This window comes from Helicobacter cinaedi CCUG 18818 = ATCC BAA-847 (assembly GCF_000155475.1).
Taxonomy (GTDB): domain Bacteria; phylum Campylobacterota; class Campylobacteria; order Campylobacterales; family Helicobacteraceae; genus Helicobacter_C; species Helicobacter_C cinaedi.
In genome coordinates this window covers 527,637-540,109 of record NZ_DS990392.1, presented here as the reverse complement: position 1 = coordinate 540,109, position 12,473 = coordinate 527,637, and the positions used below count along the sequence as shown (strand labels likewise).

The window sequence follows — 12,473 nt, the reverse complement described above, 5'->3', positions numbered from 1 at the left end:
TTTTGCTTACATATGTCTTGCCCAAGATGCCCCACGCTCTTTTGCATAGACATCATAGGGTAGGCACAAAATATTAAAATATGAAGGCATTTCATCATTTGGAAATACTCTCCATTCCTTTGGACAATGCTGGGCTAACTTCATTGAAAGCGTTTTAATAAGTCGCTTACCCTCGTTAATCTCCGTATGTCCTTTATGCACATAAAGATGTAAATGTCCCGGAGTCTTTGTAGAAAAAGCAGTAAAGTTCAAAAAGCCCTCTTCACGCAAAAGTAGCTGTGCGCGATGATAGAATCTCTCTGGATTCCGCCCATTATAGTCAAAGACGATATTTTCAACCTTCGTGCCTTTGCCAAGCAAAAGTGAATGAGCAATTGTAATCTCTTTGCGAAAATGCTTATTAATCAGCATAGAAGTCAGCATAGAATCCACTCGCTCATATTTATCATAGAGAATCCGCCCCATATGACTTACCTTTTTGCCTAGTCCGCTGACACGCTGATAATAATGGGAAGTATCCATTTTTATCAGTTTCAGATCCATTTCTGTCACAATTTACCCCCTAAAAAATTGGTCGTTCATAGATTCTAAAATCTTTTGAAAAATCTTTGATCTCTTTTTTGATTTTTTGCTGTAAATCAACATTTGAAATATCATCAAGAATATCAGCAATCCACTTGGCGATTTGCTCAAATTCTTTCTCTTTCATACCCCTTGCCGTGAGAGCTGGAGAGCCGATTCTTATACCGCTTGTAACAAAAGGAGATCGCGTTTCTCCCGGAACAGTGTTTTTATTCACAGTGATTCCTGCATTACCAAGGGCTAAATCCGCATCTTTACCGCTAAAGTCGTTATTAAGGAAGCTCATAAGCACAAGGTGATTTTCGCTCCCTCCACTTACAAGATTATAATTGCGTTGTAATAACACCTTTGCTAGAGCTTGGATATTAACCTTAACTTGCTTGGCATACACTTTCCATTCGGGCTTAAGATTCTCTTTAAACCCTACTGCCTTACCAGCTATAACGTGCATAAGCGGTCCGCCCTGAATCCCCGGAAACACAGCTTTGTTAATCTTTGCCATTAGCTCTTCATCATTTGTAAGAATAGCCCCACCACGTGGTCCCCGCAATGTTTTGTGTGTTGTTGTCGTAACGATATGGCAATGTGGAAAAGGATTTGGATACTCTCCAGCCACTACAAGCCCAGCTATATGGGCTACATCACCCATAAGCAAAGCCCCAACAGAATCCGCAATTTCACGCAATCGCTTAAAATCAAGCTCACGCGTATAAGCTGAAAATCCACACACAAGGATATTTGGCTTAACGACTTGGGCTTGAAGTGCGAGTTTATCATAATCAATGTAGCCATTAAGCTCCACACCATAAAAAAAGCTTTGATAGAGTTGCCCAGAGCTGCTGACTTTTGCTCCGTGTGTGAGATGTCCACCGTGGCTTAGATCCATTCCTAGAATCTTATCATAAGGTTTAAGGAGCGCAGCATACACAGCTGCATTAGCTTGTGAGCCTGAATGAGGCTGGACATTGGCAAAACTTGCTCCAAAAAGTTGTTTTGCCCTATTGATAGCAATCTCTTCAATCCTATCTACAAATTCACAGCCACCATAATAACGCTTAAAAGGATAGCCTTCAGCATACTTGTTTGTCAAAACACTACCCATAGCTTCCATAACGCTAGGAAATGTGAAATTTTCACTTGCTATCATCTCCAAGTGATCATTTTGTCTTTCAAATTCTTTTTCTATGAGTTCATAAATTTCAGGATCTTGCTCTTTTATTGCGTAGTTCATCATTTCTCCTTATTTGCGTGATTTGGGCTTCCTTGATTGGCTTGAGCAGTATCATCGCTTGGCATTATATCAAAATTTGTTTTACTTGGCTTTAAAGCAGGGAATAAAATCACATCTTTAATGCTTTTTGCATCGCTTAAAAGCATAACTAGCCTATCAATCCCTATGCCTTCACCCGCAGTTGGGGGCATTCCGTGTGCTAAAGCCCATACATAATCTTCGTCCATATATTGAGCCTCTTCATCTCCTGCGTCCTTTGCCTTGACTTGTTCTTTAAAACGCTCAAGCTGGTCAAGTGGATCATTTAGCTCACTAAATCCATTGGCTATTTCCTTACCACCGATAAAAAGCTCAAACCTATCGGCAATCTCTAGATTCTCATCATTGCGTCTTGCAAGTGGGCTAATGTCAATGGGATATTGCGTGATAAAAGTGGGATTGATAAGTTTAGATTCTACAAACTCATCAAATGCCTCTCCTAAAAGCTTTCCATAGCTGAAAGAACTATCAATCTTGAGATGTCTCTCTTGGAGTGTTTGAAGCAATAATTCCTTGTTTTCAATGATATGTTTATCTAATCCGCCTATGGATTCTAAGGCTTCTTTGTAGCTTAGAATCTGCCATTTGCTAAAGTCAATCTCTGTGTCGTTGTGCTTTAGAATCTTAGGGAGTTTAAGCTCTTCTAAAAGATATGTAAAAAGCTCTTGGGTGAGTGTGATGAGATCTTCATAAGTCTTATACGCCCAGTAAAATTCAATCATACTAAATTCGGGATTATGCGAGTGGTCCATTCCCTCGTTGCGAAAATTACGATTCAGCTCAAAAATGGCTTCAAATCCGCCTACAATAAGCCTTTTAAGATATAACTCTGGGGCAATGCGTAAATACCGCTCCACATCAAGGGCATTATGATGTGTGATAAAAGGACGCGCATTTGCACCGCCGGGGATTGGGTGAAGCATAGGCGTTTCTACTTCTAAAAATCCTTTTTTTTCAAAAAACTGCCGCACACACGAGATGATTTTACTGCGTAATTTAAAGGTTTCTTTGACATTCTCATTTACAATCAAATCCACATAGCGTTGGCGGTAACGCAACTCTATATCGCTTAGCCCGTGGAATTTCTCCGGCAGTGGCACGATACTTTTGCTTAGAATCTTAAAGCTTAGCGTGTGGATACTTAGCTCCCCGGTTTTAGTTACAAACGCATAACCTGATACATTGATTATATCCCCCACTTCTAATATCTTTTTGATATACGCAAAATCTTCGCCCACATCGTTCTTTGAGATATAAGCTTGAAGCACCCCGCTTTCATCTTGAATCTTCACAAAACACGCCTTGCCCATAAGACGGATAAATCGCACTCGCCCCACAATAGATTCTATGGGTTGAGATTTTGTTGAGCTAGAATCTGCACTCTCTGCCCCTTGCTCTTGGGATTTTAGAAAAGCATATTTTTGTAAAAAGTCATTATTGCTTATGGTGCGTTTTGTGTCATTCGCATAAGGATTCAAGCCCTCCTCACGCATAAGTTGCATTTTTTTAATGCGTTGCTGTATGTAAAAATTAGAAAACATTTATTGCCTTTCTAGCTGTGTAGATTTGTCATTGGAATCTTGGCTTTGAGTTTCTCTAGTTTGATTTTGTAAAAGATTCTCCGCTTCTTCAATAGCCTTTTGCCTAGCTTTTTCAAGATTCTCGCTCAAATCCTTAATTTCATCTTCAGCATTATTAAGCTTCTTGTCAAGGTTGAGATTCTCTTTCACTTCCTGAATCTGCTCAAGATTCATAATTTTGATAGAGAGATTTTTCATCATAGGAAAAATAGAGCTATTTTGTTCAACATTTTGTGAAAAGTTCTTAAGCCACGCGATTTGTGAGATTCCAAAAACAATAATGGATAAAAGCAAAAACGCCTTGCAGAATCCAAAAGCCAAGCCCAAAGCCACATCAACGCTCACAAGCGGCGTAAATCGCACCATACGGAATAAAATCTCCCCAAGGAGTAAAAACCCCGCCCAAATGAGCGTGATAATAATCACAAAGCCTACAAGGGCGTTTAGCTCTGGGGAGCCGAGATTGTAAATATTTATCGCAAACCACTCGCCAAGCCCATCATAGAATCTTGAAGCAAAAAATATCCCAAGCAAAATACCTAAAAAACTTGCCAATCCTCGTATAATTCCCTGCCAAATACCCTTGAGTGAAAGCAAAATAAGCAAAACAATAATGCCTATATCTATGTAACTGAACTTATCCATAATGTTAAATCCTTGCCCTGTGTAAAATATAAAGCGGTGGTTGCCTATGCCCATAAATCTATGAAATCTGTAAAGATTCTATACATTGAGATTTCCAAACTTAGAAAATATTTCATTTGGGCTTTAAAGGCGATATATTAAACGATTTTGTGTTATTTTGCAAGAGTTTTAGCTTATTTTTTGGTAAGGTATTTTAGAATCCTGCTTTTCTACCCTTAAAGTTATTGAAAAATAAGAACAAAAACTAAGGAATCCGCACAATGAGTGTTTTGCAGAATTTAAGCAAACAGATTAAAAATTTCAGTGAGCTTGTCGCATTTGAACATACCATTTTTTCAAGCAGTTTTATCCTTATTGCTATGGTTGTAGCGAGTATGCAGCAATATGGTGTTGCGTGGTGTGGCTGGGAAACATTCCTGCTCTGTGTTTTAGCTTTAATCACTGCTAGAAATTTTGCAATGGGTTTTAACCGATTTAAGGACAGAGATATTGACGCACAGAATCTCCGCACAAATAGCCGACCAAGTGTTGATGGACGCATTAAGCTATCTGCCCTTATTGCTTTTAATATTATAAACGCACTGCTTTTTGTGGCGGTGTCGTATTTGATTAATACTCTTGCGTTTTATTTGAGTGTGCCATTTTTAGCCATTTTGGCGTTTTATTCCTATACAAAGCGTTTCAGTGCCGTGGCTCATTGGGTGCTTGGCGTGTGCTTGGGACTAGCACCTATTGCTGGGGTAATTGCCGTTATGGGAGAAGTGCCTTTGTGGAGTGTTTTACTCTCTCTTGGTGTGCTGTTTTGGGTGGCTGGGTTTGATTTATTATATTCCATTCAGGATATGGACTTTGATAAGGCTAAGAATCTCCACTCTATACCTGCGTATTTTGGGCTTAGAGCGACATTGTGGATTTCGCGTTTGTGTCATATTGTAGCGGTGCTTTTTTGGGGCTGCTTTGTGTATGAGGCTCATCTTGGGGTAGTTGCGTGGATAGGCGTAGGGCTAGGGGCGTTAATGCTAAGCTATGAGCAATATCTTGTAAGTGTGCATCTTAAAAACATACCCAAGGCATTTTTTGTTACAAATGGATATTTGGGTATTATATTTTTTGTATGTATTTTGCTAGATTCTGTGGTGGGCTAGATTCTTATGGAGAAAATGTAATGGATATTAAGGGAATATTACAAGCCCAAGGGATACAAACGCGGATTGTGCCTTGCGAGATTGAAGTAGCCTTTGCAAAGGCAGAAGAGAATCTAGAAGCGTATAGAAAAGAGTTTATCGCACTCTCTCAACATCGCTATGGCTCTATCACACAATGGCTCAATAAAAATAAATCTAAAAATCGCCTAGAAGATACCGATGAAGTCTTGCTTGAATTACTTGTGGAGCTGTATCAAAAGGTAGAAAATATTGAGCAGATTCTATTAAATAAAAGCTTTGCCTATGTGTCTTTGAGTGGGGAGGGCATAGCAAACTTCGTGGGACATAGTGTGCTATGTATGCCGGAGAATGTCTTTGAAAAGGGACAGGAATATTATTTGCGGATATTTTTAAATGCCTTTCCAAAGCGTTATGTCGGTATTTTTGCAAAGGCTATTGATGAAAGGATTGTTGTTTTTACGCAGATTCATCAAAGCGATGTTGTGGATTTTGATAGCTTTGTGGTACAAATGGAGCGATTAATGATTTTAGATTCTAAAAGTGCGTTGAAAGGAGTGGAGTGATGTTTGGGGTTTCAATGAGTTCTATGGCGATGATTGTCTCGCTTGTATCCATAGCAATTGTGTGTTTGGTGGCATTTTTGAGTTATAGTCGTTCTTTGGAGCTACATAAACGCATACGCCGATTTGAAAAGGGTATGGAAGATATTAACGGAGAGATTTTTAAGATTCACAAGTGGATTAAAGATAGTGAGCTTGAAAGTCAGCTAAGTTCTACCGCACTTAATACCAAGATTAAAACAGAATCTGCTGATGCGGTAAATAACTCGCTAGTGAGCGTGTATCGGCAGATTGAGATTTTAGAAGCACAATTTAATAAAGAGCGTTCATATATTGAAGAGAAGCTTGTAAGCTTAGAAGAGAAAATCCGCGAGTTTGGCTACTTCCCAAGCTCAAGCACAAATATAGACCAAAAACGCATTTTAGGAATGTTTCGCGATGGGTGGAGTATAGATGCGATTGCAAAAGAGATGCGTTTAAGCAAGGGTGAGATAGAATTTACCCTAAAACTTGCGGACATTAAGGAATAAATCCACACAAAAGGAGAAAAACAATGAAAAATCACAAATACGCCAAACGCGTGGAACTGCTTCAAGAATCTACAACAATTGCTATAAGCACACTAGCTAGAGAGCTAAAGGCTCAAGGGCAAGATGTTTTAAGTTTTTCAGCTGGAGAGCCGGACTTTGACACGCCAGAAGTGATAAAAGATGAAGCTATAAGGGCGTTAAAAAGTGGCTTTACAAAATATACTGCGGTGGCTGGGATTCCCGAGCTGCGAGAGGCGATTCAAAATAAGCTTTTGCGTGAGAATGGATTGGCGTATGAAAAGAACGAGATTCTTGTGAGTAATGGTGCGAAACATTCACTTTTTAATGTCTTTCAGGCTTTAATTGATTCTGGTGATGAAGTGATTATCCCTTCACCTTATTGGGTTACTTACCCAGAGCTTGTAACTTATAGCGGTGGGAAGCCGGTGTTTGTGGAGACTTCACAGCAAAGCAATTTTAAAATAACGCCTAAGCAGTTGCAACAAGCCATTACACCAAAGACAAAAATTTTTGTGCTTAATACCCCTTCTAACCCAACAGGTATGGTTTATACTAAAGAGGAGCTAGAAGGCTTAGCAGAGGTGCTAAAAGATACAAATGTATGGGTTGTGAGTGATGAGATGTATGAGAAGCTCACTTATGGGGTGAAATTCACTTCTGTTGCGGTGATTAGCCAAGATATGTGTGAGCGCACTATTACCATTAATGGTTTAAGCAAATCGGTGGCGATGACAGGGTGGCGTATGGGCTATTTGGCGTGTAAGGATAAGAATCTTGTCAAGCTTATGGACAATCTCCAAAGTCAATGCACTTCAAATATTAACTCTATCACACAAAAGGCTGCTGTGGTAGCCCTAAAGGGTGAGGCGGATAATGATATTGAAGAAATGCGAGTGGCATTTGAAGAGCGTATGCGTTTTGCGTGTGATGTGATTAATAACATTCAAAATCTTAGCGTTATAGCTCCACAAGGTGCGTTTTATCTTTTTGTCAATATCTCTGCCTTGCCTCAATATGGCACAGATTCTATGGGCTTTTGCCAAGCATTGCTAAAAGAGCAAGGCGTGGCGTTAGTGCCGGGCTGTGCCTTTGGTATGGAGGGCTTTGTGCGGCTTTCTTTTGCGTGTTCTTTAGAGCAGCTTGAAATGGGGATAGTGCGTATTTCTAAGTTTGTTAAAACACTTCTTTGAATCTCTTGTGGATAGCCTTTGTAGAATATGCTGGGAAAGGGAAGTGTAAGTTTTATTGGGGTTTTGCTTTTGTGTGCTTGGTGGTGTATTGCCACCGATGAAAGCCCTAAAACTACGCTTGATTTAAGCAAACACACCCTTGTTTCTGCACTCATTTTTCCAAAAGATTCAAAGTGGGAATCTCTAGCTACAAGCTCACACGCTTTAGATTCTATTACCTATTTTGATATTCCAAATACACAAATCTCCGCTCACGCAAGTGCGATTACAAATGTTAGCTCCGTGAGTGATAAGGACTTTATGCTGCTGTATTTTGCAGGGAGTAGGGAAGGGGCTAGAGATGTGGGGATTTATCAAAGTTTTTTTACTTTTGAATCTCAAAATAAGACTTTAGATAATAGCACCCTAAAAAATAAGAATCTTGGCACTTGGAGTGAGCCACACCGCCTTTTAGACGCACAAAAACTATCCCAACTTAGTGGAAAATTTATAAAAAAGCTAGGCAATCCTATCACTTTTGTGGATAGGCAAAATCGGGTGCATTTGTTTGTTGTGGGAGTAAGTCTAGGCGGCTGGGCTACAAGTAAAATCTATTGGTTGTGTTTAGATTCAACATTGCAAAATCTTAGCTTTGTTAGGGAGCTACATTTAGGCCCGTTTTTTAATTTTTCTCATCTTGTCCGCACACCGCCGATGTTAAAAGAAGATGGCGGATTCATTTTGCCAATCTACCACGAGCTTGCAAATAAATATCCGCTTTTGCTTGATTTTAGCCCCACATTACAGCTAGATTCTATTACAAAGCCTTTAGAGCTTCACTCACAGCTTCAGCCGAGCTTCATTCCATTAGATTTGCATACTGCCTTTGGTGTGTATCGCAATCACAAGGCGTATAATAATGTGCTTTTTACATCATTATGCGATGAGCTTTGCCAAAGCCCAAAGTCGAGTAATTTGCAGAGTTTTGATTTTTCTTCCGTGCTTTTTAGGAGTTTAGATTCTACATATTTGCTTCATAATCAAACACAAAGGGAGAATGGCAATAAACGCGAGGAGCTGTGGATTATGAATCTTAATGAAAAAAGCTTAGATTCAGAATCTATGAGCTTTGAGCCTGTGTTAAAGCTAGATTCTTTTTTAGGTAATGAAGTGTCTTATCCAAGTGTGGCAGAGAGCAGCGAGTATGTCGCTGTGGCTTATACCTATGGGCGTTTGTATATTCGTGTGGCTTTTGTGCCAAAGGCGATGTTAAAAAAATATACTACACATTCTACATATTATCACACACAAGGGGAGCAGAAGTGAATCTCGCCATAAGCATTGGGCTAAATATCATTACTCTTGCAGGAATTGTGTGCTGTCTCTCTTTTGTTTTTGCTTCAAAAAAACTTCTAGCAGGGCTTAGTCTAGCGTGGATTTTTCTCTTTAATATACCCTTTATGGAATGGAGCTTGTGTGATTATGTCTATGCCCTATTTGATGTGCCTAGCGTGATGTTAATTTTACTATGCTTGTATTATTTGCTAAGGTTTTGGGTAAGCGATTGTGTAAGGCAAGATTCAAAACAGAAATTACAAGTCTTTTTGCATAAGCCATTTTTTCCACCAAATGTGCAATGTGTGTGGATTGTGCTTGGAATCTTCTTGTATTTTGGAGCATTGGGAATTTTTGGAATCTTGGGCTATGGTTTTGTGGATATTTACCATTTAGAGTTTAGAATAACGCTTTCTATTTTATGCGTAATATCCATTATATCCTATAGCTTGAACGCTCTAACAGGCTGGGGAATAATCCTTTGTATCATTGCTTACCAAGTGCAGATTCTAGGTGAGATGAGTATTTGGCAGTATTGCATTGATCCGTTTTTGTGGGTTGGGTGCATAGTGTTGGCTTTGTGGCGTGGCTTTTGCTTTGTGTATAGAATCTTTGGTGGGGTGAAGAATGGAAAAAAAGTGGCTTGAAAAACTACTTGTCAAATCAATCGTATTTGCGTTATTTTTGTTTGTTTTGTTTTTTGTGATGAAGCTGTGTTTCGTGCTGTATAGTGGGGTGTATCACGGGGCAATTGGGGAAGTTAAGAGCTATATGGAGTATGTGAATACTTTTTTAAATGGATTGCGTTATGATTCAAGACATATTGCGGGGCTAAGCCTTGCATATTTTGTGCTTGGGCTATTATTTTTTTGGACGGAATTTCGTTGGTTTGTGCTGTGGATATATGCGTTAATTGCCGTTGTGCTGACTTTATTTATAGGTATTTCGGAGATTGTTTTTTACCAAATTTATAATGATGTATTTAATGCTAATTTACTAGGACTTATTTTTGATGATCAAAAAGCGATTTTTCACACAGGCATAAGTGGGCAGTATGGCATTACTTCAAAGGTGTTGCTTTGGCTTTTTCTTAGCCTTGTGTTTATGTGGATATATACAAAAATATCTGGGAAAATCACGCGTGAGTATGGCAGAGATCCGCTAAGCTCTATCCGCTCTCGTTCAACACGCAAAGAATCTGCCCTTGCTAGTCTTATCCTTTTTGTTTTATTTGCGTTTATGATGATGATTTGTATTAATTCTGCTTTTAGTTTTAAGGGCATAAGTTTAGATCAAGCCTTAAAGCCTGTGGAAAATACCTTTTTGCGTAAGGCTTCGCCCGGGGCATTTAGGGATTTGTATCTTGTGTATCGTGGATATGCCAAGATTTCAAATTCACGCTTTAGTGATTATACTTCGCAAAGTCCGCTTGAGGTTGTAGAAGAGTATTTTGAGCTAGATTCAAAACAAAGTCAGTATAATCTTAAAGATTTGCTAGAAAAGAAGGTTGGCAATAGTAGCGGAGAAAAAATAGAGTATGTTTTCTATATCGTGGCTGAAAGTTTGAGCGAATGGCATTTTGATGAAGAATTTGATGATCTTGGACTGACTTCTGGGCTAAAATCACTTCTTAATGATAATCACGGAGCAAAGATTGGCGTGTTTTTAGAAAATGGTGGAAGCACGATTAAAAGTATGGATGTGCATCTTACAGGGCTTTTTCAAACTGAAATACCGGTGAATTCTGTGCTTGGTGCGTTAGATTCATTTGTAACGGCTCCGGGCTTTATTATGAAAGATTTGGGCTATAAGAATAATTTTTATTATGGCGGAAGTGGAATCTGGCAAAAGCTGGATCAATACACCGCCACACAGGGCTTTGAAAAGATTTATTACAATACCCAAATTATTGAAAATGCAAAGCTTAATGGCTACTCTGCACCTTATGAAGGCTTATGGGGAGCGTATGATCATCATCTTTTTGCACTCGTGCGGGATAATACTTTTAAAGAACGCAACAAGCCAAGCTTTAATATGATTCTCACAACCTCTAACCACCCACCCTATGATGTGCCTTTAGAGCAGTTTAATGTCCCGCTAAAAAAGATTGAAAAGTTTTTTGCTAACTCATCAAAATATAAAGAGAAGAATCCTCGCCTTATAGGGCATATTTGGTATCAAGATAAGATGATTACGCGTTTTATTGAAGAGGTTTCAAAAGTCTTGCCTAACTCCTTATTTGTGGTAACAGGCGATCATTATGATAGAGAGTATCCAAAGGTGGGTGCGGCACTTAAGGCAAGTAATACTATTCCGCTCATTATCTATTCCCCAAGCCTTGAGATAAAAAAGCTTACAAATATCGGTTCTCACATTGATATAACTCCAAGTATTGTAGAACTCATCGCACCAAATGGCTATACATACCATAGCTTTGGCACACCGCTTGTGAGTAATGATAATATGGCGTTGAGTGAGAAAAATAGCGCGTTGGGGTATTTTGCTATTGCCACAGATAGATTTATCGCTAATAAAGATGGCGAGATAGAGTATTTTAATGAAGGCACAGCACAACATAATGATAAAGAATTAGCAAAATCGCTTTACAGACGCTTGGAGCAAGCTACGGCACTCAGCTGGTGGATTCTCAAAAATGGCTATGAAGTGAATAATGAGGAAAAAACCAAATAGCCTTTGGTTTTAAAAGTTTAGCTTTATAAAGTATAAAATGGATAATACAATCAGTTTTCGTCAAAGTGCCGATGGCTCTATGAGTGCGTATAATGCGAAGTTTGATGAGTGCTATCATAGCTTGAAAGATGGGGCGTTGAATGAGACGCTCTATAAACATATTTACCCCTCTTTAGCACATAGTGTAGGGTGCTTTGGCGATGCGTTAGAGAATCTACCAAATACTTCAAATACTTTATGTGTGCTTGATATATGCTTTGGTTTAGGCTATAACACCTTGACACTTTTAAGCACACTCGCAAAAGGGCAGATTCCACAACAACAGATTCCAAACAGGCAGATTCTAAAAACACCCTTTAAGGGTAAGGTGAAAATCTACTCGCCAGAAATTGATGAAAATGTATTTCGCACATTAAGGGAGCTTGCTTATCCGCCTTTTATTTGTGAGACTTTACCGCTAGAAGAGATATTAAAGCATTTTGAATCTGCTAGGCAAGTCAGTCAATATGATGGGAAAATAGGCGATATGGAATTTGAGATTTATCTTTATAAAGGCGATACACTTGTGTTTTTGGAAAATCTTAAGCGGGATTTATGCGGTGAGTTTCACATTATTTTTCAAGATGCCTTTAGCCCTAAGAAAAATCCAACTCTATGGAGCAAGGAATATTTTGCCTTGCTTTATCATCTTTTACACCCACAGGGCATTATCACCACTTATTCCCAAAGCAGGGCAGTGCGGGAAAACGCCATAAATGCGGGATTTAGAGTATATGACTATAAGGCAAATAATGTTCGTGGAAGTAGCCTTATAAGCAAAGAATCTTTGAATTTAGAAAAACTTAAGGAGATAAAATAAAATCGCAATTTAGTATAGAGAGTGCCTCGCTACCCTAGCATAGCCATTAAACATAAAATCAAAAA

At 38.9% G+C, this 12,473-nt stretch carries 12 protein-coding genes; 8 read left to right on the top strand and 4 right to left on the bottom strand.

Features of this window, described 5'->3' with window-relative positions:
• Window positions 1-6: 6 nt before the first annotated feature.
• Genes HCCG_RS07020 through HCCG_RS07005 form a run of 4 tightly spaced genes read right to left on the bottom strand, consistent with a single transcriptional unit; the run spans window position 7 to window position 4,077 of the window.
• On the bottom strand, window positions 7-552 hold the full coding sequence (locus HCCG_RS07020) for a DUF1882 domain-containing protein (protein WP_014666675.1): 546 nt from the start codon (window positions 550-552) through the stop codon (window positions 7-9).
• Between the two features lie 10 nt (window positions 553-562).
• Entirely contained in the window at window positions 563-1,813 is a 1,251-nt protein-coding gene (locus HCCG_RS07015; RefSeq protein WP_002956774.1) for a serine hydroxymethyltransferase, read from the bottom strand.
• The gene (lysS, locus tag HCCG_RS07010; RefSeq protein WP_002956772.1) at window positions 1,813-3,393 is read right to left on the bottom strand and encodes a lysine--tRNA ligase; all 1,581 of its coding nucleotides are present in this window, start codon (window positions 3,391-3,393) and stop codon (window positions 1,813-1,815) included. The genes HCCG_RS07015 and lysS overlap by 1 nt, the downstream gene beginning before the upstream one ends.
• Entirely contained in the window at window positions 3,394-4,077 is a 684-nt protein-coding gene (locus HCCG_RS07005; protein ID WP_002956771.1) for a CvpA family protein, read from the bottom strand.
• A gap of 260 nt (window positions 4,078-4,337) precedes the next feature.
• Between HCCG_RS07005 and mqnP the strand changes: the two genes are divergently transcribed.
• The 8 genes from mqnP to HCCG_RS06965 are packed head-to-tail and all read left to right on the top strand — an operon-like array spanning window position 4,338 to window position 12,408.
• Entirely contained in the window at window positions 4,338-5,222 is an 885-nt protein-coding gene (gene mqnP, locus HCCG_RS07000) for a menaquinone biosynthesis prenyltransferase MqnP (RefSeq protein WP_002956770.1), read from the top strand.
• Window positions 5,192-5,806 carry a hypothetical protein gene (locus HCCG_RS06995; RefSeq protein WP_230197917.1) on the top strand — a complete coding sequence of 205 codons (615 nt, stop codon included), beginning with the start codon at window positions 5,192-5,194 and terminating at the stop codon, window positions 5,804-5,806. The genes mqnP and HCCG_RS06995 overlap by 31 nt, the downstream gene beginning before the upstream one ends.
• Window positions 5,806-6,333: a hypothetical protein gene (locus tag HCCG_RS06990; protein WP_014666680.1), complete on the top strand. Its 528-nt coding sequence runs from the start codon at window positions 5,806-5,808 to the stop codon at window positions 6,331-6,333. Before HCCG_RS06995 ends, HCCG_RS06990 begins: the two co-directional genes overlap by 1 nt.
• A 23-nt stretch (window positions 6,334-6,356) precedes the next feature.
• Window positions 6,357-7,544 (top strand): pyridoxal phosphate-dependent aminotransferase, encoded by a 1,188-nt coding sequence (locus tag HCCG_RS06985; protein ID WP_002956767.1) that lies wholly within the window; start codon window positions 6,357-6,359, stop codon window positions 7,542-7,544.
• Window positions 7,545-7,571: 27 nt separating this feature from the next.
• Entirely contained in the window at window positions 7,572-8,849 is a 1,278-nt protein-coding gene (locus tag HCCG_RS06980; protein ID WP_015453510.1) for a sialidase family protein, read from the top strand.
• A complete protein-coding gene (locus HCCG_RS06975) occupies window positions 8,846-9,505 on the top strand; it encodes a hypothetical protein (protein WP_002956765.1) in 660 nt (219 codons plus the stop codon). The genes HCCG_RS06980 and HCCG_RS06975 overlap by 4 nt, the downstream gene beginning before the upstream one ends.
• Window positions 9,486-11,549, top strand: coding sequence for an LTA synthase family protein (locus HCCG_RS06970; protein ID WP_230197916.1), 2,064 nt, complete (start codon window positions 9,486-9,488; stop codon window positions 11,547-11,549). The genes HCCG_RS06975 and HCCG_RS06970 overlap by 20 nt, the downstream gene beginning before the upstream one ends.
• A gap of 37 nt (window positions 11,550-11,586) precedes the next feature.
• Complete coding sequence (locus HCCG_RS06965; RefSeq protein WP_002956763.1) at window positions 11,587-12,408, top strand: tRNA (5-methylaminomethyl-2-thiouridine)(34)-methyltransferase MnmD; 822 nt, start codon at window positions 11,587-11,589, stop codon at window positions 12,406-12,408.
• Window positions 12,409-12,473: the final 65 nt, after the last annotated feature.

Excerpts from the sequence above, each read along its gene's own strand:
- HCCG_RS07005 (WP_002956771.1), bottom strand. The coding sequence starts at position 4,077 with ATGGATAAGTTCAGTTACATAGATATAGGCATTATTGTTTTGCTTATT.
- HCCG_RS06995 (WP_230197917.1), top strand. The coding sequence starts at position 5,192 with ATGTATTTTGCTAGATTCTGTGGTGGGCTAGATTCTTATGGAGAAAAT.
- HCCG_RS06980 (WP_015453510.1), top strand. The coding sequence starts at position 7,572 with ATGCTGGGAAAGGGAAGTGTAAGTTTTATTGGGGTTTTGCTTTTGTGT.
- HCCG_RS06970 (WP_230197916.1), top strand. The coding sequence starts at position 9,486 with ATGGAAAAAAAGTGGCTTGAAAAACTACTTGTCAAATCAATCGTATTT.
- HCCG_RS06985 (WP_002956767.1), top strand. The coding sequence starts at position 6,357 with ATGAAAAATCACAAATACGCCAAACGCGTGGAACTGCTTCAAGAATCT.
- lysS (WP_002956772.1), bottom strand. The coding sequence starts at position 3,393 with ATGTTTTCTAATTTTTACATACAGCAACGCATTAAAAAAATGCAACTT.
- HCCG_RS07015 (WP_002956774.1), bottom strand. The coding sequence starts at position 1,813 with ATGAACTACGCAATAAAAGAGCAAGATCCTGAAATTTATGAACTCATA.
- HCCG_RS06965 (WP_002956763.1), top strand. The coding sequence starts at position 11,587 with ATGGATAATACAATCAGTTTTCGTCAAAGTGCCGATGGCTCTATGAGT.
- mqnP (WP_002956770.1), top strand. The coding sequence starts at position 4,338 with ATGAGTGTTTTGCAGAATTTAAGCAAACAGATTAAAAATTTCAGTGAG.
- HCCG_RS06990 (WP_014666680.1), top strand. The coding sequence starts at position 5,806 with ATGTTTGGGGTTTCAATGAGTTCTATGGCGATGATTGTCTCGCTTGTA.